This is a genomic window from Bacteroides caecimuris (assembly GCF_001688725.2).
Lineage (GTDB): Bacteria > Bacteroidota > Bacteroidia > Bacteroidales > Bacteroidaceae > Bacteroides > Bacteroides caecimuris.
On record NZ_CP015401.2, the window covers coordinates 199,059 to 221,432 of the forward strand.

Below are 22,374 nucleotides of genomic sequence, written 5' to 3' on the forward strand. Positions count from 1 at the left end.
TATATATGTTTAAATTGAATCAATTAATCGTGGGGATATTTTTATTTCTCTCTTCCCTTTTCTCTTGTCAGCAGAAAGGAGATTTTCAATCCATGAATGTAGAGGAGTTTGATTCTCTTATTCAGAATGAGGATATACAACGTCTGGATGTCCGCACACTTGCGGAATATTCGGAGGGGCACATCACGAAGACAATCAACATCAATGTGATGGATGATTCTTTTGCTTCAATGGCTGATTCATTATTACGGAAGGATAAACCGGTGGCTGTGTATTGTCGTAGCGGGAATCGGAGCAAGAAGGCAGCGGCAATTTTGAGTGAGAAGGGATATAAGATCTTTGAACTTGATAAAGGATTTAATTCCTGGCAGGAGGCTGGCAAAGAAATAGAGAAATAAGGTAAAGTAAAGAGCGGGCGGCAAGTAATAGCCGGCTTTTATTTTAAATACAATAAGAACAAAAGAACATCTCAATCTTCAAATTCTATTTTATATCTATAAGTAGGATTTTAAAGAGATGTTCTTTTGTTCTTATGCGTTAATGGAAGAGGCTTTTCGACCTCTTTCTTTTTCGGTTATTTCAGTCCTTCCAATAGTCTTCTCAGAACGACAGTTGCCGAGATCTCACGATTGGCAGCTTCCGGAATAACAATCGATTGCGGACTTTCAATCACATCGTCTGTCACAATCATATTTCTGCGAACCGGAAGACAATGCATGAAATAAGCGTTGTTGGTAACCGCCATTTGACGGTCGCTGACTGTCCAATCGCGATCTTTGCTTAATATCTGCCCGTAATTGTCGCCGGAATAAGCTGCCCAGTTCTTGGCATATATAAAGTCGGCTCCTTCGAAAGCCTTCATTTGGTCGTATTCTACTTTTGCGTTGCCTACGAATTGCGGGTCGAGTTCATAACCTTCGGGGTGGGTGATGACAAATTCGTAATCCGTTGCGTTCATCCATTCGGCAAAAGAATTGGGAACAGCTTGTGGCAATGGACGTGGATGCGGAGCCCAGGTCATGACCACTTTAGGACGTGCTATTTTCTTGTATTCTTCAATGGTAATCAAGTCGGCAAAGCTCTGTAATGGGTGGCGTGTTGCCGCTTCCATCGAAAAGACCGGACGTCCGGAGTATTGGATAAATTGATTGATAATCGTTTCCTGATAGTCAAAGTCGCGGTTTTCGAAACGGGCGAAAGAGCGTACTCCGATGAGATCACAATAACAGCCCATTACCGGAATGGCTTCTAAGATATGTTCCGGTTTATCGCCATCCATAATGACGCCACGTTCGGTTTCCAGTTTCCATGCACCTTGATTGATATCTAGTACTATTACATTCATTCCCAAGTTGATTGCAGCTTTCTGTGTGCTAAGGCGGGTGCGCAGGCTAGAGTTGAAGAAGATCATCATCAAAGTCTTGTTTCGTCCTAGTTCTACATATTTGAAGCGGTCTTTTTTAATTTCGAATGCTTCTGCAAGGGCTGATTTTAAATCGCCGATGTCCTGTACGCAAGTAAATTTCTTCATATCATTTATTTTTTAATTCTTAATTTTCAATTAGTTTCGCTCAAAACGTTGTTTATTTCTAACATAAAGGTATCGTCTCAATTTCTTCTCGTTTGTCCGTCTCCTTCGATGACCCATTTGTAAGAAGTGATTTCTTCCAGCCCCATCGGACCGCGCGCATGTAGTTTTTGCGTACTGATTCCGATTTCTGCTCCTAATCCGAATTGCGCTCCGTCAGTGAAAGCGGTAGATACATTGGTGTATACGCAGGCAGCATCCACAATCTTTGTGAACAAAGCTGCACGTTCCTTGTTTTCGGTAACAATACACTCGCTATGTTTGGAACTATTTTCCTGAATATGTCCTAAGGCATCTTCGAAGCTTTTTACGGTTTTGACAGCCATTTTATAATCCAGAAACTCTGTGCCGAAACTTTCTGCTTTGGCGTGTTCCAGAAGTTCGGCAGGATAGCGGTTTTCTAATGCTTGATAAGCCTGTGCGTCAGCATAAATAATGACATGGCTGTCTTTTAGTTTCTCGCAAAGCATGGGGAGATCGGTCAGTCTCTTCTCATGTATAATGGTGCAGTCCAGCGCATTACATACGCTAACTCTGCGTGTCTTCGCATTGTGAATAATAGCTGCCCCCTTGTTTACATCTCCAAATTCATCAAAGTAAGTGTGACAGATACCTGCCCCTGTTTCAATAACGGGAATCTTTGCATTCTCGCGTACGAAATGGATCAGGCTGCTGCTGCCTCTGGGGATAATCAGATCTACGTAACCCACTGCATTCAGCAATGCTGCCGTAGCTTCTCTGTCAGCCGGAAGTAGCTCTACAATGTGTGGATTGATATTGAATTTCTTCAATACTTCGTGAATCACACTGATGATAGCCCGGTTGGAACAGTCGGCATCACTTCCTCCTTTCAATATGCAGGCATTTCCACTCTTTAGGCAAAGGGAGAAAACATCAAAACTGACATTCGGACGGGCTTCGTAAATAATTCCTATCACTCCGAAAGGAACACTGACTTTTGTTAATTTCATCCCATTGGGACGAACACTTTCTTTCAACACTTTACCCAAAGGAGAGGGGAGCGTCGCTACGTTGCGTGTATCTGCGGCAATGCCTTTTAAACGTTCTTCCGTCAATTTCAACCGGTCGTACTTCGGATCATTTTTGTCCATCCGTGCGAGGTCTTTTTCATTCTCTGCGAGAATGAAAGGTGTTTCTGCAATTGCTGCGTCAGCTACTGCATTTAAAATCTGATTGATGATGTCATCATTCAGCAGGGCTAATTCCCGACTTGCCACCTGTACGGCAGCAAAGGTTTCGTTTAAATTTGTAGTCATTTGCTCCTTTTTTGCATTAAATAGAAAGATAAACTATGCAAATATAGTGAATGATGTGAATAAAACTAGTCGAAAACAGAAATAAATGTTGCTTTTGTGGTGGTATGTCAATAATATATGGGGGGCTTGATATGGATGTAGTTCACAAATTCTATAAAATCCTGTATTTGTGTTGCAGATGCTTTATCTGCGATACATTATACAATCGAAGACAAGCTTTAGTTTCTGATACAATAATAAGCTGTTTTAGCCTATTCTGACAAAGGTTTATTCTCATAGCAGTGAGAAAATTTTCTCATAGTAATGAGTATTTTTTCTCATTACTATGAGAATTTTTTCTCATCGTGGTGAGAATGTATGAGAATATGTGCTTCCCTGATAATGGTTGACTATTTTATTTCTTATCACTGCTGAGGGGTGGCTTGAAAGATTATTAACCCTATCTGCAGTTGACCTTATTATTGATTATTCAATGTATAGATAGTCATAATGTACTACCGGTTTCTTTCCATGCTTACCGATTGCTTCTTGTACCTGTTTGGAGTCGCAGTTCACCTTTCCAACGCCCACTTGATTTCCCTGAAAGTCCATGATACGCACAATGTCATCTTTCTCAAATTCACCTACAATGTGAGTGATTCCGATGGGGAGGATACTGACAGCCTTTTCAGAGTTTAGAACTTCCGTTGCACATTCATTGATATGAATTTCTCCTTTGGCAAACCCCTCGCTATGAGCAATCCATTTCTTGACACTGGATACCGGTGCGTTTGAAGGGATAAAACGTGTACAAAGCGTTTCCTTCGGATGCTGAAGCAAATCTACTAGAATATGATCCCGTTTTCCGTTGGCAATAATCACTGTAATCCCTTCGTCAGCTACTTTGCGGGCAATGTTTGTTTTCGTCAACATCCCCCCCCGTCCGAAACTGGACTTCGTTGCCTGAATATAATTGGATAAATCCTTTCCGTGATCGATCTCCCGGATAACAGAAGAACCCGGATCAGCAGGAGAACCATTGTAAATTCCGTCAATGTTGCTTAGGATAATGAGAGCCTGTGCATCCATCATGGAAGCGATGAGTCCGGACAATTCGTCATTATCAGTGAACATAAGCTCGCTGACGGAAATTGTATCATTTTCGTTGACAATAGGAATGACACTGTTTTCAAGCATTACCGTCATACAGTTTTTCTGATTCAGATAATGGCGGCGGGTACCGAAACTTTCTTTCGTAGTCAACACCTGACCAACAGGAATACTATGTTCGCGGAAAAGTTCGTAGTAACGGTTGATTAGTTTGGCTTGACCTACAGCAGAAAACAACTGGCGTTGGTCTACACTATCGAGTTTTTTCTGTGGATGCACTTCACTGCGCCCGGAAGCAACAGCTCCCGAAGAAATCAGAATGATTTCCACCCCGGATTTATGCAATTCTGCTATCTGGTCAACAAGTGCCGACATACGGGTAACGTCCAGCGTTCCGTCGCGGCGTGTCAATACATTGCTTCCTACTTTTACTGCGATTCGTGTAAATTCCTGTTTCATTCTTTACTAACGATTTGAAAGCGCAAATATAGAGCTTTTTGTCGATATGTTACTAAAACAGACTAAAAAGAATTATCTTTTCAGCCAGATAGAGAAAAGATAAACAATGAAACATACAAACCTGCAAGTAGGGCAGATGAGCTCTTTCATCGTAATGGATGGTCCTGAACGGATTCTCTAAACATTTTATATTTTTGCTGATGCACGCAAATTTACTCCCGGACTCGATTTTAGTACGGGAGGCGAAGGATATGTACGTTTCTCCTATGCAAACTCATTGGCGAATATCTGCGAAGGACTCGACCGCATCAGTCGCTATCTTTCTCGGTCCGGCTTTTGATAAGTGCGGTGGCGGCTTCGTATTCTTCCTCTGTCACAAGAACGGATACGGAAGGAGCGATATAGGGTGCCAATGTCCCGATAATTCCATCTTTGATCACGCAACGGATATCATTGCTTTCTAATAGCCCTTTGATGATTTCGGCTTCCCATGGGGATCCGGAGAATACTTCTATTGCCTTGTTATAATCTTCTTCTTTCATGATCTTACTTATTAGGGGTTATCTACAACTATAACAAAAAAGAGAGAGAAAGGGTTACTTTTTTCTTGAATTTTATTCGAGTGTGATGTGTTTTACACTAATCTGTTGTTTCAGGAAAGTAGAAGCCGATTCTGAGAACTTTTCTTCCGCTTCGGTCGTGTAAAACTGACAGTTTCCATTCTTCGTGCATTTTGCATCCATTTCAGGATGTCTTTTCAGGTAGTCTTTCAGGCTTTCCGCAACATATTCGCCTTGTGCGATTACACTGATATGCTCCGGAATATATTGCCGGATTTTGGGGAGAAGTATGGGGAAATGGGTACATCCGAGAATGACAGTATCTATTTGAGGATCCTTCGATAGCAATTGGTCGATGTACTTCCGGATAAAATAATCTGCTCCTTCGTCCTGTGATTCATTGTTTTCAACTAGTGGTACCCACATCGGACATGCTGTGCCGCTGACTTGGATTTCGGGAAACAGTTTGTGTATTTCCAACGGATACGATTCGGATTTGATGGTTCCTGCTGTTGCCAGTACACCGATATGCTGGTTTTTGCTTATCTCTCCGACACACTCTACGGTAGGGCGGATGACTCCGAGCACACGACGATCCGGATCGATACTTGGTAAATCATTCATCTGGATACTGCGCAAAGCTTTTGCAGAAGCTGTATTGCAAGCTAATATAACCAGGTGGCAGCCCATGTCAAATAGTTTATTGACCGCTTGCCGGGTAAATTCGTATACGACCTCAAAAGAACGTGTCCCGTAAGGAGCACGTGCATTATCTCCCAAATAGATATAATCATATTCCGGTAATATTTCTCTTATCTTGTCTAAAATAGTCAGACCTCCGTAACCGGAGTCAAATATTCCGATCGGTCCGGGCGTATGGGATAGATGTTGCTTCATGACACACTTGATTTATATACGCAAATGTACGCCAAAAAAAGGGAAAGAGAAAGAAGATGATCCTTCTTTCTCTTTCCCTTTTGGTATTTCTTTATTCTTGGTCAGCTCTTATTTGATACCAAGATGTGCTTTTACCTTGTTAGTCAAGTTGATACTTTGTGATTCGTTTACGTATGGAATCGAAGTTCTTGCCAGGTCGAAGATGTAGATTACCCCTTCAGCAGCGCCTACGGCTTTGATAGCATTGTCCAACTTCTGATAGATAGGAGTCATGGCATCATTTTGTGCTTTCGCCATTTGCTGTTGAGCATCTTGCTGGAATTGATCTTGTCTTTGCATCATATCTTGCAATTCTTTTTGTCTTCTTTCAGCAATGTTGGGAGGAAGAGAATCCTTAGCGATAGCTTGTTGGAATTCTTGGTATTTCTTGTTGAATTCTTCCTGCGTTCTCTGAAGTTCAGCAGTAAGTTGTTTTTCTAAAGTCTGAATATCATTTTGAGCTTTGGTGAATTCTGGCATCACAGTGATGATTTCCTGTGCATTAATGTGACCGAATTTCAGGTTCTGTGCAAATACACCCATTGGGAGTGCAAGCAACATTACAAGTGCAATTTTTTTTAGCATAGTTCTATAATTTATTTGAATGATTTTTAGTTATTTCCAGCTGCAAATGTATGAAATTAATTTGAATATCCTAATTTTCTTAGGATTTCATCACTAATATCTATGCGTGGATTTGCAAATATTATACCTGTAGCGGAGGCTCTGTCGATTATCAAATCATATCCATGTTGTTGTGATATAGCTTTCACAGCTTCATAAATATCGTCCTGAATCGGAGTAATCAACTTGTCTCTCATCTTGGCTAATTCGCCTTCCGGACCGAAGTAGTTACGCTTCAACTCGGCTGCCGCTTTTTCTTTAGCTACGATTGCATCTTCTGTCTTTGTCTTTTGTGTGGCAGAAAGAGTGGAAGATTTTGCCTGGTAGTCCTGAAACATCTTCTGTGCTTCTTTTGCTAGGGCTTCTACTTCGCTCTGGTATTTTTTCGTAGCTTCTTGCATTTGCTCATTAGCGCTTTGAGCTGCCGGAATATTCTTCATGATATATTCCGTATCGATCAGTGCAAACTTCTGTGCATTTGCCGCCATGCTGACAGCAAACAGCACCATGATTAATAGAACAGACTTTCTCATAACGTTTAGTTTTTGATGATACATTAGAATTCTTGTCCTAAGATAAAGTGGAATTGACTTCCTCCGTATTGTTTAGAACCAAATACTTTATCGAAACCGTAACCCCAGTCAATACCCATCATACCAATCATCGGCAGGAAGATACGAACACCGACACCGGCAGAACGTTTCAATTCGAATGGATTGAATTTCTTGATATCGTGCCATGCGTTACCAGCTTCTAAGAAACCTAACACATAAATGTTGGTACTTGTTTCCAGCATCAACGGATATCTTAATTCAATGCCGAGGCGTGCGTAAGCATAACCTTCAGATCCGTATGGGGTTAATGCGCTGTTTTCGTAACCACGCAAAGCGATACTTTCAGTTGCATAAGTTGAATAACCGGTCATACCGTCACCACCCACGTCGAATGTTCCGAACGGAGATTTCTTGTATTGGTTGTAGTGACCTAACAAACCGAATTCAGTACGTGTCATTAACACCAGACATTTCGGATGTGCAATCGGGTCCATCAACGGAGTATACGTTTTGCCTTTGAATTTCCATTTGTGGTATTCTATCCATTTATGAAGTTTATTCATGTTGTCCTGGGTAATGCTACCTGTTTCAGGGTTAGTATAATATCCCTTGTAGTCTTTACCGTCCATCAATGAGTAAGGCGGTGTGATCTGAACTGACAATGAGAAATCTGAACCTGAACGGGGGAAGATCGGGTTGTCAATAGAGTTACGTGCCAAAGTCAATGAAAGGCTAAGGTCATTACATTTACCATTGGTTACCGGGAAGTATTGCCAGTCGCTCAAGTTATAGCGTTGGTAAGCTAATTCGGCAGAAAGAGTGAAATAGTCATCCGGCCATTTTAGACGTTTACCCCAACCTACGGAAAGTCCCCACATTTTGATAGACTTGTCCGGGTCGTAATAGTTTTCGTAGTTGTTATAGTTACCGTAATTGTACATACCATAACCACCGTAACCACTATACAAGCTGTTGTAGTAGTTGTTGAAATAGCTGGAATTGTAGTAACGACTACTGATGTCTGTCTGTACAGAGAAGAAGGCAGATACAGAGAATGAGTTCGGACGTTTGCCGCCAAACCATGGATCGAAGAATGAAATACTGTATGATTGGTAGTATTTAGCATTCGTCTGTCCGCTGATGGTCAATGTTTGTCCGTCACCTTGCGGCAGGATACCACGGTAGTTTTCACCCGGGTGTAACAGGTTGGCTACAGAGAAGTTGGTAAACTTCAAACTCAATTTACCAATGATACCCGTTTGTCCCCAACCAGCAGAGAACTCTACCTGGTCGTTGGCTTTGGAAGTCAAAGGCAAGCCTATGTCAACAGTTCCGTTCATCGGATCCGGTTGAATATCCGGTTGCAGTTTTTCCGGGTCAAAGTGTCCCATCTGCTGGATCTCGCGCAAAGAACGCATCAAGTCTTCTTTGCTGAACAGCTGTCCCGGACGGATACGAAGTTCACGGCGAACGACGTTTTCATACAAACGGTCGTTACCGCTGATCTTAATCTTATTGATAGTAGCCTGACGGCCTTCATAGATTCTCATTTCAAGGTCGATAGAGTCGCCAACGATATTTACTTCTACCGGATCAAGGTTGTAGAAGAGGTAACCGTTATTATAATATAAGTTACCAATAGCATCATCGTCTGTAGAAACACGCTCATTCAACAACTTCTGGTTGTATACATCACCTTTCTTCATACGAAGCAGGAAGTTCAACTGTTCCGATGGATAAAGAGTATTACCTACCCACGTCACGTTGCGGAGGTAGTATTTCTGACCTTCGTCTATATCCAAATATACATCTACCGTCTTTTCATCATACTGTGAAATGCTGTCTTTCACGATCATTGCATCACGATATCCCAGCTCATTATACTTGTCGATGATAAGTTGTTTATCCGCTTCAAAGTTTTCCGGCACGAATTTCTTGGTGCGGAACAAGTTTAGAAGTTTGCCTTTCTCATTGGTTTTCTTCATTACTTTTTTCAGCTTGGAAGCCTTGATTGCAGTGTTTCCTGCAATGGTGATTTGGTGTACTTTGATTTTTTCCTTTTTGTCTATATCAATGTCCACAATCACTTGATTCTCGCTGGAAGGATCGTCTTTTTGGGCAATGATTACTTCGGCATTTTTAAATCCCTTGTCATCAAAATAACGTTTGATCAATGTTTTGGCACGGTCTACGGTATTCGGAGTAATCTGCATACCTTTTACCATTCCTAGCTTAGCCTCAAGATCCGTACGTTCAGACTTCTTTACACCATGATAACGTACGTCTGCAATACGCGGGCGTTGTGTCAGGCTGATTTTTAACCAGATTTTGTTGCCTTCTATTTTCTCGGCTGTGATTTGTACATTTGAGAACAAACCATGCTTCCAATAACGTTTGATCGCTCCAGTGATTTCGTCACCCGGCACAGTAATTGTTTGTCCTACCGATAGTCCGGATAGTCCAATCAATACATAGTCTTCATAATTCTTTACGCCTTCGACTTTAATATCTGCTATCTCATACTTTTTGGGTGTTCCGGAGTATAAGATGACAGGTTTTGAGTCTTCATCAGTGTTAGCATTTTGCGCAACGCCTGTTGTCGCAAAGCAGCACAGGCAGACAAACGTTATGAATATAAAGGAAATACGATAATGCATTTATGTTATAATTTGATGTTTCGAGTTATATTAGCTGATCTGTTCACTGGTTTTGCCGAATCGGCGTTCCCTTTGTTGGTATTCCCAAATGGCTTTGTAGAGTTCTTCTTTGTTGAAGTCCGGCCAGAAGGTATCACAAAAATAAAGCTCCGAATAAGCACATTGCCATAGAAGGTAATTGCTTAACCGGATTTCTCCTCCCGTGCGGATCAGTAAATCCGGATCGGGCATAAAATTAGTATTCAGATGAGATGAGATATACTCATCGGTTATTTGTTCGGGAGATATTTCTCCCGTTTTTACCTGCGTTGCTATTTGCCGTACTGCTTCAGTTATTTCCCAACGTGATGAGTAACTAAGAGCTAGTACCATATACATTCCACTATTCTTGGATGTGCGTTCTATACATGATGCCAAACTTTTCTGAACTTCAACCGGCAACTTCTTGAAATCACCGATTACGTTGAAGCGAATATTGTTCTTCATCAGTGTCTCTTCTTCAATAGATTCGAGCAATAGATTCATCAAAGCTGCTATCTCGTCTTGTGGTCGATTCCAGTTCTCGGTAGAGAAGGTATAAAGTGTCAGGTACTTAATCCCCAGTCTGGCAGCCTCTTCAGTAATATTCTGTACCGTTTCAGCGCCAGCACGGTGACCGTAAGTACGTTCTTCCCCTCGTTGTTTTGCCCATCGTCCGTTGCCGTCCATGATGATGGCTACGTGTTGTGGTATCCGAGTTTTGTCTATTTGTTCTATATAGGACATCTTTTTATTTTAAACGTATACGTTTTTTATTTCTTGGCATTTGCCAAATCAAACCATAGTTGATTAAGACGACCACGCCATACCTCTGAACCATGCTCATACGTATGTGTTTCAGTTGTGGTTGCCTTTGTACTTTCTTCTTTCTCTACCTCTTCTTTGAAACTAGCATTTCCTTTACTAAAGATAATCCATAGATTTTGAGTATTAGGATCTAGCACCATTGAATAGTTGGTTTTGCCTCTGAATTCAGGATCTACGCTAGGGTTTGGAGTTCCTCCTTTGCTCCAATCTCTATGGGGGAAGGAGAATTTTGCATTCGCCTTTTTCCAGAATAATCCTTGATTGGAAACATAAATAGAACTGAAGTCTTGACCAAATATGTATACTAAGTCATTATAATATATAATAGATGGTTGAGTGTATTTAGGACAGTATGCAACAGAGGAAGTAGTTGAGAACTCAACCCATTTGTTTCCGTCATATCCCCATACAATGGTCGTTTCTAATTCACTGTCATCAGCCAAAGTCGCTGTTTCTGTATCTCCTACTAAAAGGACAGATTTAATATTTGTCGCAGATTCATATACCGTGTAAGATATATTTTTAGTTGGGAAGTTAGCAGGCACTTTTCCTTCGTTATAAGTTTCAAGTGTCTCTTGTTGTTCATTATTTGTTTGATGATAGAAATAGCGTTGACCATCTGCTCCTTTCTTTATATAACAAATTCTGCTAACATCTTTATTTGTTAATGTGGCTAAAAGTAACTCCACTCCGTCACCAAATTTCGTGGATGCCTCCCAATTTATTCCATCTTCAGATTCATAAACTTTATCATCGGATGTGGCATATAGCATGGCGTTACTTCCATCGAACTGGAAGGTTATGATAGAAGTCGGAAGTTTACCTGCCGGTAATCCTTCTATTTCTATACGATTCCAACTGCCAAAATTGGTTAAAGAGTTTTTGTATGCATATAATTGACTGCCAACTACCGAGTATGTGAAAACTTCATTTCCCCAAATAATAGATTTTTGTTCTCCTACAATTTGGTCATCTATTTTATTCATATATTTCCACCTCAACGAATCCGGATCATAGTTATGCACATTTACCTTAATAGTATATTCCTTAGTTTGATTAGGAGATATACCTGCTAATGCTTCTGTTGACCATACCTTTATAGTAAGCGGTTTTCGAAGATCGATTGAATCATTGATGTTTAAGACGGAATCGTTTCCGCTTTTGTCCTTCATTGTAACAACACCTGATGCAGTTGTTAATGTTTTGATTAAAATCTTGTCAATGATGGTATCGGCATGAACAGGAAGTGAGTCTTCGTTATAGATTTCACATGATAATTGGTCAATTGTGAATTTATACTTTACCCCATACCCCCCGATTGTGTCAAGTTCAAACGCATGTATAGTTGCATCCGGGCTATATTCGATGTTATTATCGTCATCAAGACATGACGTTATAACAAATGACACCATGAAAAAACTCGCAATGAATGATAAAAACTTTATTTTCATTTGAAAGATTGTGTTTATTTACAAGTTGCAAAAATAGAAACATTTTTTCCGATAATGAACATTACAGGTAAGTTTTATATAAAATTATAGATAATAACACTGTTTTTATCGACGTAAAACCCCTGAATAGAACTATCTTAGCTATATTCGACGAACATAATGCCAAATATGTCTTTCGAAGTGCTCTTCTATCGAATAACTAAAATTATCGTCCATTTGAGGTGCTTTAACACCGGAGTGTAACCGGCTGGGACACTTTTCGATATAGGCTTCATCCCATAGTTCATTATCAATGAATGATTGCAACAATTGCCTGCCTCCTTCCACCAATAATGATTGTATCTTTCGTTGATACAATGCTTCCATGATCTGTTTCAGTGGGTTATGGCTAAAGTTGATAGTGATATATGTGATGTTCTTTTTTTCTGGCTGTTGCTTTTCAGTAAAGATTAATGTAGGCACGTTTCCATCGAATATTTGTAAATCATCTGGAAGGGATAACGCGCGATCTAACACAACGCGTATCGGGTTGTGTCCATACCAATTACGTACCGTAAGTGACGGGTTGTCCAATAAAGCAGTTCGTCTGCCTACCATAATCGCATCCGCCTCCGCTCTTTTTTTATGCACTAGCATGGAAGTAAAAGGAGAGGAGAGGAGTACCGGTTTTCCACCTGTACGTTCTATATCAATAAAGTGATCGGCTGATTCTGCCCATTTCAGTGTGATGAAAGGACGGTGAAGTGTGTTAAATGTGATAAAACGGCGAATCAGCGATTTGCATTCTTCCTCTAATACACCGACTGTCACTTCCCGTCCGGCATCCCGTAGTTTCTGAATTCCCCGTCCGGCTACTTCAGAAAAAGGGTCTTGGCAACCGATAACAATATGTGGTATCTGCTTCTCTATAATAAGATCAGCACAAGGAGGCGTTTTTCCATAATGCGAACAAGGCTCCAGGCTGACATAAATCGTAGAACGTTTCAATAATGACTCATCTTTGACAGCACGGATCGCATTAACCTCCGCGTGTGCCTCGCCACAGCGAATGTGGTAACCTTCGCCGATAATTTGCCCGTCACATACAATAACAGCCCCTACCATCGGGTTTGGAGATACGTTGCATAACCCGTTCTTTGCAAGCTCAATGCAACGTCTCATGTATTTTTCTTCTTCCATTTTGGTGCTCTTCGCCATATTATTCTTACTTTTGCACTCCGAAATTGTGAAAATATGAATCGTATCACCGCTTACATTCGCCAATCTTTGCAGGAAGTATATCCACCGGAGGAGGTAAAAGCCCTTTCGATGCTGATTTGTTGCGACATGTTAGGTTTAGATGCGCTCGATATTTACATGGGCAAAGATATAATTTTATCTGAATGCAAACAGCGTGAATTAGAAAACATTATATTCCGTTTACAGAAAAATGAACCTATACAGTACATTCGTGGTATTGCGGAGTTTTGTGGAAGGAATTTTAAGGTTGCTTCCGGCGTACTGATTCCCCGGCCGGAGACCGCGGAGCTTGTGGAACTAATAGTAGAGGAGAATCCAAATGCTCGGCGTCTATTAGATATAGGTACGGGAAGCGGATGTATTGCGATCTCTTTGGATAAAAAACTTCCGGATGCAGAAGTAGAAGCTTGGGATATTTCGGGAGAAGCATTGGCTATTGCTCGTAAAAACAATGAAGCCTTGGAAGCTCGGGTGAGATTTCTACAAAGAGATGTTCTGGCCGATGACTGGGGAAAGATACCGTCTTTCGATGTTATTGTTAGCAATCCGCCTTATGTGACCGAAACGGAAAAGAACGAAATGGACGCTAATGTCCTTGATTGGGAACCGGGGCTGGCCCTGTTTGTTCCTGACGAGGACCCTTTACGGTTTTATAATCGTATCGCCCGTCTGGGAAGTGAATTGCTCTTGCCGGGTGGGAAACTTTATTTTGAAATCAACCAGGCCTATGGTCGGGAAACAGCACACATGCTTGAAATGAACCAATATCGTGATGTTCGTGTTATAAAAGACATATTTGGAAAAGATAGAATAGTTACAGCTAACCGATGAGTGCACAATTAACTGATGAAGAGGCTTTAAATCGCGTAGCCTCTTACTGCTCCACTGCCGAGCATTGCCGGGCAGAAATAAATGAGAAGTTACAACGTTGGGGAATTGCCTATGATACCATTGCGCGTATTCTTGACCGACTGGAATCAGAGAAGTTTATTGATGATGAACGTTTCTGCAGGGCTTTTGTAAATGACAAGTTCCGCTTTGCCAAATGGGGGAAAATGAAAATAGCCCAGGGACTTTATATGAAGAAGATCCCATCAGATGTGGCATGGCGTTATCTGAACGAAATAGATGAAGAAGAATACCTTTCTATTTTGCGTGACCTGCTGGCTTCGAAACGGAAAAGTGTCCATGCGGCAGACGATTATGAATTGAATGGAAAGCTGATGCGATTCGCTATGAGTCGTGGTTTTGAACTGAAAGATATTAAACGTTGTATCGACATTCCCGATGAAGAGGAACAAATTGACTGAAAAAATAAACGGATTCTTCTTTTTATTTTCGTTCAATTTCTGTACTTTTGCGGCAAATAATTAATAGTTAGTTTAGTTATGAAAAACTTAGAGAGACTATTTGCAGAGAAACTGTTGAAAATTAAAGCTATTAAACTTCAACCCGCTAACCCTTTTACATGGGCTTCCGGATGGAAATCTCCCTTTTACTGTGACAACCGTAAAACTCTGTCCTATCCTTCTCTTCGTAATTTTGTGAAGATTGAAATTACACGTCTGATATTGGAGCGATTCGGACAGGTGGATGCGATTGCAGGTGTGGCTACAGGTGCTATTCCGCAGGGAGCTTTAGTAGCTGATGCATTGAATCTGCCGTTCGTGTATGTTCGTTCTACCCCCAAAGATCACGGATTGGAAAACTTGATTGAAGGTGAGCTTCGTCCGGGTATGAAAGTCGTAGTCGTAGAGGATTTGATTTCTACAGGTGGTAGTAGTTTGAAGGCTGTTGAAGCAATTCGTCGCGATGGTTGCGAAGTGATCGGTATGGTTGCAGCTTATACGTATGGATTCCCGGTAGCACAAGAGGCATTCAAAAATGCAAAGGTGACTTTGGTAACGTTGACCAATTATGAAGCTGTGCTTGATGTCGCTCTTCGTACAGGTTATATTGAAAAAGAAGACATACAGACATTGAACGAATGGCGTAAAGACCCTGCTCATTGGGATGCTGGAAAATAAGATTCATTTTTTGAACAAACATATTTGGTAAAAAGAACTGTTCGGACAATATTTGGCCGGATTGTTCTTTTTTTGTTTTATACTAATAGAAATTTATGAGTAATTTTGAGAGTAGTGTCAAAGTAATACCTTACAGTCAGGAACGTGTGTATAATAAACTTTCGGATTTAAGTAATCTGGAAGCAGTCAAAGACCGTTTGCCAAAAGATAAGGTACAGGATTTGAGTTTTGATTTGGACACGTTGAGTTTTAGTGTTTCCCCTATTGGGCAATTGACTTTGCAAATTGTAGAGCGCGATCCTTGTAAATGCATAAAGTTGGCGACAACTAACTCTCCTCTTCCTTTTAATATGTGGATTCAACTGGTTGAAACTGCAGAAGAAGAGTGTAAAGTGAAGGTAACTATCGGAATGGATCTTAATCCATTTATGAAAGCAATGGTGCAGAAACCTCTCCAGGAAGGTTTGGAGAAGATGGTTGATATGCTGGCTGTTATTGAATATTAAACTTTTTTTTATGGCACAGAAACTTTGGGAGAAGTCCGTACAGGTAAATAAGGATATCGAACGTTTTACAGTAGGTTGTGACCGTGAGATGGATCTTTATTTGGCCAAGCATGATGTACTTGGCTCTATGGCCCACATTACGATGCTTGAAAGCATTGGGTTGTTGACGAAAGAAGAACTGGACCAGTTGCTGGTGGAATTGAAGAGTATTTATGCCTCGGCCGAAAAAGGTGAATTTGTGATAGAAGACGGGGTGGAAGATGTACATTCGCAGGTAGAATTGATGTTGACCCGTCGTTTGGGTGATATCGGAAAGAAAATACATAGTGGCCGTTCCAGAAATGATCAGGTTCTCTTGGACTTGAAACTTTTTACCCGTACGCAAATAAAAGAGGTTGCCGAAGCGGTGGAACAACTATTTCATGTCTTGATCCGTCAGAGCGAACGATATAAAAACGTTTTGATGCCGGGGTATACACACCTGCAGATTGCAATGCCTTCTTCTTTTGGCTTGTGGTTTGGTTCCTATGCCGAGAGTCTTATGGACGATATGCTGTTTTTGCAGGCAGCATTTAAAATGTGCAATCGTAATCCGTTAGGTTCAGCAGCCGGATATGGTTCGTCTTTTCCTTTGAACCGTACCATGACGACTGATTTATTAGGCTTTGATTCAATGAATTACAATGTTGTATATGCTCAAATGGGGCGTGGAAAGATGGAACGCAATGTTGCTTTTGCATTGGCTACGATTGCCGGAACAATCTCCAAATTAGCTTTTGATGCCTGTATGTTTAACAGTCAAAACTTCGGTTTCGTCAAGTTGCCCGATGACTGCACCACAGGATCCAGCATTATGCCTCATAAGAAGAATCCTGATGTGTTTGAACTGACACGTGCTAAATGTAATAAATTGCAATCGCTTCCTCAACAGATTATGATGATTGCGAACAATCTGCCTTCCGGCTATTTCCGTGATTTGCAGATTATCAAAGAAGTTTTCCTTCCTGCTTTTCAGGAATTGAAAGACTGTTTGCAGATGACAACTTACATCATGAATGAAATAAAAGTAAATGAACATATTCTTGATGATGACAAATACCTTCTTATTTTTAGTGTGGAAGAGGTAAATCGTTTGGCACGTGAAGGTATGCCTTTCCGTGATGCATATAAAAAGGTAGGTTTGGATATTGAGGCAGGTAAATTCTCGCATACTAAAGAAGTACACCATACTCATGAAGGTAGTATCGGTAACCTTTGTAATGCAGAAATCTCCGCATTGATGCAGCAAGTGATTGATGGATTCAACTTTTGTGGAATGGAGAAAGCGGAGAAAGCACTGCTTGGAAGATAAAATAAACTTTCGGAGGATAGTTTTTTAAACTTTCCTCCGAAAAGATTTGGCAGAAACAAGTAAACTACTTATCTTTGCACCCGTTGAAAAAACGCGGAAATAGCTCAGTTGGTAGAGCATAACCTTGCCAAGGTTAGGGTCGCGAGTTCGAGTCTCGTTTTCCGCTCTTTCTTTGAAAGGATGCTCGAATGGTGGAATGGTAGACACGAAGGACTTAAAATCCTTTGGCCATTGCGGCTGTGCGGGTTCAAGTCCCGCTTCGAGTACTCTAAGGGACGAATCGTGTTTTTCACGGTTCGTCTCTTTCTTTTTATCCCCGTTACCTGTTGGATATGAATACGGCTCAGTTGTAATTCTTGGGGGATTAATATTGGCTCAGTCTGAAAATTTGGGGGATTGCGTTAAAATTCTTATTTTTGCATAATGAAAACATCCTCTTCCCAAACGATTGATCCTGTTGCTTCTTTAAGCTTGTTCTTGCCTTCAGGAATCCTTGATTACTTCACCCTAGTCAATCATGTATCTCAGGATACTTGCTTTATTCTTTATTTAGAGGAGAAAGCGACTATTCCTTCCGAGTACTCTGATCTCCATCTTCACTCAAAAGGTTTCCTCCCTGAGATTGAAGTTCAGGACTTCCCTATCCGTGGTAAAGCCGTTTATTTACGTATCAAGCGTCGTCGCTGGGAAGATCCATCCACCGGGCAGACGTATAGTCGTGACTGGAGTTTGGTAGCCACCGGTACTCGCATAACCGCTGAGTTCGGTGCTTTTTTAAAAGAATTACTTGGATAATCACGCTGTTAGCTGCCAAAGTGTAGCCGAGCATTACTGCATGGATGGCAAACATCTTCAAAGCCAATATAAAGACCACCTGAGTGACTTCCAGAATTGGGATCAGAGAGCACATGCCCAAGAGTATATCCTTTATCCAAAGAATATGGGTTATCACCTATGTATTGACGAGACGGCTTTAAGCAAGGGAGATCTTTATACCATCTTAATAAATAGAGATAAGCGAGGCAGGAAAGGTTCTATTATAGCTGTAATTCAGGGCACTAAAACCGATGATATCATTGCGGTACTTACAAAGATGCCACAGGAGCTGCGGAATCAAGTCAAAGAAATCACACTGGATATGGCAGGGAGCATGCAAAAGATTGCGAAAACGTGCTTTCCACGTGCCATGCAGGTGATTGATAGGTTTCATGTACAAAAACTTGTATATGAAGCTGTACAAGAGTTGCGCATTACATATAGATGGCAAGTGATAAAAGAGGAGAATAAAGCCATGAAAGCGGCAAAAGAGAAGGGGGAAGTATATAAAGCGGAAGAACTCGAAAACGGAGATACACTCAGGCAATTATTGGCCAGAAGCAGATATTTATTATTTAAATCACCTGACAAATGGACCAAGAGTCAGAAAATCAGGGCAGAATTACTTTTCAAGCAGTTTGAAGATATTAAGCACGTATATTACTACTCATTGGAGTTGGGAAAGATATTTTCCACAAACTATGACAAGGATGTAGCAAGAGCAAAGCTGGCACTATGGTATAATAAGATTGAAGAATATGGATACGATACATTCACAACAGTAGCAAACTCTATTGAGAACCATTACGAAAGGATTTTAAACTTCTTTGTGAACAGGAGTACAAATGCAGCTGCAGAAGCATTCAATGCTAAAATCAAAGCATTTAGGGCATCATTTAGAGGAGTCGTGGATATGAGATTCTTCCTTTTTAGGCTAGCAAAGGTATATGCATAAATGGAAGTTACAAATATTAAGGCTCAGTCTGAAACTTGGGGGATTTGATTTAGGGCAATCACATCCCTAAAATTTCATTTCTGTACGGTTTTGAATGAAACCGTTCGGAAATGAGCCAAGTATTGATCCATACTAAGATTTAAAATGATATAATTATCTTGCACACCTACACTCTTTGCATTTATTCGATTGATACATAGAGATATAATTGTGTGTAAGATACCGTTGCAGATGTGTGCAAGATAATTATACCATTTTAAACTCTATGTAATGCAGGAGCTATTATGATTTTGTTCAAAACAGTACCGGAATGAATCTATTTTTTAAGATGTGATTGCCCTGAATCAAATCCCCAAGAATTACAACTGAGTCGCTTTTTGTTTATCCGTTTATCACTGATTCATTCTGTCTCAAATTCTGATTTCATCAAAGAAAGCCACCTTACATTGTTTTGAGTTATATCGGACTGACGTTAAAATAATCTTTTTCCACTTGATTTTATCTGATTATTGCTACTTTTGTACATAATGCTCCGGAAAGCTATTGAGGCATTTCAAAGGGAGGTCCATATTGTTGTTATACGAAGGGGCTGGATTGGAATTTCAAACTATAAAAAATGGAAAAAGACATGGTAACGGAAGGAATACAGGATAAATATGTAAATCCATATACCGATTTCGGATTCAAGTTGCTTTTTGGTACAGCAATGAATAAGGAATTGTTGATCAGCTTTTTAAATGCGCTTTTATTCAGGGAAGAGGTCATCAAGGATGTCACTTATCTTAATGCTGAACATCTTGGAACGCAGGAATATGACTGTCGAGCTGTCTTTGATGTCTATTGTGAGAATGAGAAGGGTGAGAGGTTCCTGGTTGAGATGCAGCGTGGCGAGCAGCAGTTCTTTAAGGACCGCAGTGTCTTTTATTCCACTTTCCCTATTCGTGAACAGGCCAAACGTGGGGAATGGGATTATGAGTTGAAGGCTGTCTACGTGGTGGGTATCCTGAATTTCTCCTTTGACAATTCTGATGTGGAGTATTTCCATCATGAGGTGAAGCTTGTAGACCTTTATACTCATAAGATATTCTATGACAAGCTCACCTTTGTTTATCTTGAAATTCCGAAATTCAACAAGAGTGAGGATGAGTTGGAGAGCATGTTTGACAAGTGGCTGTTTGTCTTGCGTAATCTTGCCTCTCTGCTTGAACGTCCTAGAGCATTGCAGAACAGAGTTTTTGACCGCCTTTTTGAAACAGCGGAGATAGCAAAGTTTACCCAGACTGAACTGAGTGAGTATTGGGACAGTTTGAAAAATTTCCGCGACTGGTATAGTGTTATATTTACGGCAGAAAAGAAAGGAAGGGAAGAAGGAGAGAAAAAGAAAGCCATAGAAGTAGCCCGTTATTTAAAGTCTTCAGGAACTTCAATAGAATTAATTATCGGAGCAACCGGCTTATCTAAAGAGGAAATAGAAATGTTATAGTGTAAACTGAATATGTTATTTACGAATGAGGGTACTCAGAAATGGGTACCTTCATTATTTTGAGGGGTATAAGTTGATGATTGATAATATAAAAAATCTTCTAAATAACAGAAAGAGGAAGGCAGACTTTTTAAATATGTATGTTTAACTTTTGCTTCCTTCTCTATACCTGCCATTATAGTTATTTTGCCTAGGTATTTGTTTAATAGGCTATTTATTGTTTGGCAGATATGAAAAGAACGATATTACATCATCTGTAATATCGTTCTTCTATTGATTAGAGTTGTTTATGATTTATTTCTTATCATTCTGACGAATCTCCACCCGGCGTATCTTACCGCTGATTGTCTTTGGTAGCTCTTCCACGAATTCAATCACACGCGGATATTTATAAGGAGCGGTCACTTTCTTCACGTGGTTCTGCAATTCCTTAATCAGTTCTTCTCCGGCGCGATTCTTATAGTCTTTGGATAGAACAATCGTAGCTTTTACCACCTGTCCGCGAATCTCGTCGGGTACTCCGGTGATGGCACATTCCACAACAGCCGGATGAGTCATCAAGGCACTTTCCACTTCGAATGGACCGATGCGGTAACCGGAACTCTTGATAACGTCGTCTGCACGGCCTACAAACCAGAGATAGCCGTCTTCGTCTTTCCAGGCAACGTCTCCTGTATAATAGATGCCGTCGTGCCAGGCTTCGTGTGTACGTTCCGCATCGCGATAATACTCTTTGAAAAGTCCGAGAGGTTTTCCTTTATGGGTACGGATTACGATTTGCCCCTGTTCACCGGCTTCAACGGAACGACCTTCGTGGTCAATCAAGTCAACATCGTATTGAGGGTTCGGCAGCCCCATGCTTCCCGGTTTCGGTTCCATCCATGGCATGGTGGCGATGGTCAGGGTAGTTTCCGTCTGTCCGAAACCTTCCATCAGTTTGATACCTGTCAGTTTCTTGAATGTATCAAATACGGCAGGGTTCAATGCTTCTCCGGCAATGGTGCAGTATTTGAGTGAAGACAAGTCGAACTTTGTCAGGTCTTCGTGAATCAGGAAGCGGAAGATGGTAGGAGGCGCACAGAGAGAGGTGACATGATAGTTTTGTATCTTTTCAAGAATGTCTCCCGGCGTAAACTTCTCGTGGTCGTAGACGAAGATATTGGCTCCGGCAATCCACTGTCCGTAGAGTTTTCCCCATACAGCTTTTCCCCAGCCGGTATCGGCAATGGTGAGGTGCAGACTGTTCTCGTTCAGGTTGTGCCAAAAACTACCGGTAACGATATGACCTAACGGATAAGTAAAGTCATGTGCCACCATCTTAGGTTCGCCTGTGGTGCCGGAGGTAAAATACATCAGAGAGATGTCGTCGTTAGTGTTCGCATGGCGCGGACGTACGAACGGGGCGGCATTCTCGATGCCCTGATGGAAATCTTCGAAGCCTTCCGGGATTTCCGGACCGACACTGATTAACTTTTCAACCGTGGGACATTCGGGAAGAGCCTCTTTGATATGTTGCAGGATGATTCCTTCGCCGGCAGCTACAATCATTTTGATGTCGGCAGCGTTGCAACGATAGATAATATCCTTCTTGGTCAGCAGGTGAGTAGCCGGAATAACGGTTGCCCCCAGTTTGTGAAGGGCGATAATGCTAAACCAGAACTCATAGCGGCGTTTCAGAATCAGCATCACCATGTCGCCCCGACCGATGCCCAGGCTCTGGAAGTAAGAGGCGGTCATATCCGTATAACGCTTCATGTCGGCAAATGAGAATTGGCGGCTCTCGCCTTTGTCATTTGTCCAAAGCAAAGCGTTCTTGTCAGGTTGTTCGGCGGCCCAGGCGTCTACTACGTCATAGCCGAAGTTGAAGTTCTCCGGAACGTTTATTTTCAAGTTTTTGATAAAATCCTCTTGTGAGCTGAAAGAGGTCTGTGATAAAAATCTTTCTACCATGATGTT

21 protein-coding genes, 2 tRNA genes and 1 pseudogene are annotated in these 22,374 nt (G+C 41.1%); 12 read left to right on the plus strand and 12 right to left on the minus strand.

From position 1 onward, the window contains the following. The first annotated feature begins 5 nt into the window (after positions 1–5). On the plus strand, positions 6–398 hold the full coding sequence (locus A4V03_RS00690; protein WP_065537566.1) for a rhodanese-like domain-containing protein: 393 nt from the start codon (positions 6–8) through the stop codon (positions 396–398). A 176-nt stretch (positions 399–574) separates the two neighbouring features. On the opposite strand, the gene A4V03_RS00695 is transcribed toward A4V03_RS00690, so the two are convergent. The 3 genes from A4V03_RS00695 to proB all read right to left on the minus strand — a co-directional run bounded on the left by A4V03_RS00695 (position 575) and on the right by proB (position 4,413). Further along, complete coding sequence (locus tag A4V03_RS00695) at positions 575–1,531, minus strand: Rossmann-fold NAD(P)-binding domain-containing protein (protein ID WP_065537567.1); 957 nt, start codon at positions 1,529–1,531, stop codon at positions 575–577. Positions 1,532–1,608: 77 nt separating this feature from the next. Beyond that, the gene (locus A4V03_RS00700) at positions 1,609–2,865 is read right to left on the minus strand and encodes a glutamate-5-semialdehyde dehydrogenase (protein WP_065537568.1); all 1,257 of its coding nucleotides are present in this window, start codon (positions 2,863–2,865) and stop codon (positions 1,609–1,611) included. A gap of 465 nt (positions 2,866–3,330) precedes the next feature. Beyond that, positions 3,331–4,413 (minus strand): glutamate 5-kinase, encoded by a 1,083-nt coding sequence (proB, locus tag A4V03_RS00705; protein ID WP_065537569.1) that lies wholly within the window; start codon positions 4,411–4,413, stop codon positions 3,331–3,333. Between the two features lie 184 nt (positions 4,414–4,597). Between proB and A4V03_RS20580 the strand changes: the two are divergent. Next, positions 4,598–4,753: pseudogene (locus A4V03_RS20580) on the plus strand (pyridoxal phosphate-dependent aminotransferase); the annotation flags it as partial. On the opposite strand, the gene A4V03_RS00710 reads toward A4V03_RS20580, so the two are convergent. The 8 genes from A4V03_RS00710 to ribD form a co-directional block, all read right to left on the minus strand. After that, positions 4,722–4,955, minus strand: a complete 234-nt coding sequence (locus A4V03_RS00710; protein WP_065537570.1) for a DUF2007-related protein — start codon at positions 4,953–4,955, stop codon at positions 4,722–4,724. The pseudogene A4V03_RS20580 and the gene A4V03_RS00710 overlap by 32 nt on opposite strands. 72 nt (positions 4,956–5,027) lie before the next feature. Next, positions 5,028–5,870 carry a glutamate racemase gene (gene murI, locus A4V03_RS00715; RefSeq protein ID WP_065537571.1) on the minus strand — a complete coding sequence of 281 codons (843 nt, stop codon included), beginning with the start codon at positions 5,868–5,870 and terminating at the stop codon, positions 5,028–5,030. A gap of 108 nt (positions 5,871–5,978) precedes the next feature. Further along, complete coding sequence (locus tag A4V03_RS00720; RefSeq protein ID WP_024988467.1) at positions 5,979–6,494, minus strand: OmpH/Skp family outer membrane protein; 516 nt, start codon at positions 6,492–6,494, stop codon at positions 5,979–5,981. 56 nt (positions 6,495–6,550) lie between these two features. Beyond that, entirely contained in the window at positions 6,551–7,066 is a 516-nt protein-coding gene (locus A4V03_RS00725; RefSeq protein ID WP_065540224.1) for an OmpH/Skp family outer membrane protein, read from the minus strand. Between the two features lie 23 nt (positions 7,067–7,089). Beyond that, a complete protein-coding gene (locus A4V03_RS00730) occupies positions 7,090–9,744 on the minus strand; it encodes a BamA/OMP85 family outer membrane protein (protein ID WP_065537572.1) in 2,655 nt (884 codons plus the stop codon). A gap of 30 nt (positions 9,745–9,774) precedes the next feature. Continuing rightward, positions 9,775–10,509, minus strand: a complete 735-nt coding sequence (locus A4V03_RS00735) for an isoprenyl transferase (protein ID WP_065537573.1) — start codon at positions 10,507–10,509, stop codon at positions 9,775–9,777. Positions 10,510–10,535: 26 nt separating this feature from the next. Beyond that, entirely contained in the window at positions 10,536–12,041 is a 1,506-nt protein-coding gene (locus A4V03_RS00740) for a DUF6242 domain-containing protein (RefSeq protein ID WP_065537574.1), read from the minus strand. A gap of 141 nt (positions 12,042–12,182) precedes the next feature. After that, positions 12,183–13,238, minus strand: a complete 1,056-nt coding sequence (ribD, locus tag A4V03_RS00745; RefSeq protein ID WP_065537575.1) for a bifunctional diaminohydroxyphosphoribosylaminopyrimidine deaminase/5-amino-6-(5-phosphoribosylamino)uracil reductase RibD — start codon at positions 13,236–13,238, stop codon at positions 12,183–12,185. A gap of 36 nt (positions 13,239–13,274) precedes the next feature. Between ribD and prmC the strand changes: the two genes are divergently transcribed. The 10 genes from prmC (at position 13,275) to A4V03_RS00795 (ending at position 20,418) form a co-directional block, all read left to right on the plus strand. Continuing rightward, positions 13,275–14,111, plus strand: a complete 837-nt coding sequence (prmC, locus tag A4V03_RS00750) for a peptide chain release factor N(5)-glutamine methyltransferase (protein ID WP_065537576.1) — start codon at positions 13,275–13,277, stop codon at positions 14,109–14,111. Continuing rightward, the gene (locus tag A4V03_RS00755; RefSeq protein ID WP_065537577.1) at positions 14,108–14,590 is read left to right on the plus strand and encodes a regulatory protein RecX; all 483 of its coding nucleotides are present in this window, start codon (positions 14,108–14,110) and stop codon (positions 14,588–14,590) included. The genes prmC and A4V03_RS00755 overlap by 4 nt, the downstream gene beginning before the upstream one ends. Positions 14,591–14,668: 78 nt before the next feature. Beyond that, on the plus strand, positions 14,669–15,307 hold the full coding sequence (gene pyrE / locus A4V03_RS00760; protein WP_065537578.1) for an orotate phosphoribosyltransferase: 639 nt from the start codon (positions 14,669–14,671) through the stop codon (positions 15,305–15,307). A 95-nt stretch (positions 15,308–15,402) separates the two neighbouring features. Beyond that, a complete protein-coding gene (locus tag A4V03_RS00765) occupies positions 15,403–15,813 on the plus strand; it encodes an SRPBCC family protein (protein WP_065537579.1) in 411 nt (136 codons plus the stop codon). 10 nt (positions 15,814–15,823) lie between these two features. Further along, positions 15,824–17,164 (plus strand): argininosuccinate lyase, encoded by a 1,341-nt coding sequence (gene argH / locus A4V03_RS00770; protein ID WP_065537580.1) that lies wholly within the window; start codon positions 15,824–15,826, stop codon positions 17,162–17,164. Positions 17,165–17,257: 93 nt separating this feature from the next. Then, positions 17,258–17,330, plus strand: a tRNA-Gly gene (locus A4V03_RS00775). Between the two features lie 16 nt (positions 17,331–17,346). Then, positions 17,347–17,430 (plus strand) — tRNA-Leu (locus A4V03_RS00780). A gap of 157 nt (positions 17,431–17,587) precedes the next feature. Continuing rightward, complete coding sequence (locus tag A4V03_RS00785; protein ID WP_065537581.1) at positions 17,588–17,959, plus strand: ISAon1 family transposase N-terminal region protein; 372 nt, start codon at positions 17,588–17,590, stop codon at positions 17,957–17,959. Continuing rightward, positions 17,952–18,935, plus strand: a complete 984-nt coding sequence (locus A4V03_RS00790; RefSeq protein ID WP_236588617.1) for an ISAon1 family transposase — start codon at positions 17,952–17,954, stop codon at positions 18,933–18,935. The genes A4V03_RS00785 and A4V03_RS00790 overlap by 8 nt, the downstream gene beginning before the upstream one ends. 628 nt (positions 18,936–19,563) lie before the next feature. Beyond that, positions 19,564–20,418: an Rpn family recombination-promoting nuclease/putative transposase gene (locus A4V03_RS00795; RefSeq protein WP_065540225.1), complete on the plus strand. Its 855-nt coding sequence runs from the start codon at positions 19,564–19,566 to the stop codon at positions 20,416–20,418. 294 nt (positions 20,419–20,712) lie between these two features. Here A4V03_RS00795 and A4V03_RS00800 read toward each other — a convergent pair whose 3' ends face one another. Continuing rightward, complete coding sequence (locus A4V03_RS00800; RefSeq protein WP_065537583.1) at positions 20,713–22,368, minus strand: AMP-binding protein; 1,656 nt, start codon at positions 22,366–22,368, stop codon at positions 20,713–20,715. Positions 22,369–22,374 lie beyond the last annotated feature (6 nt).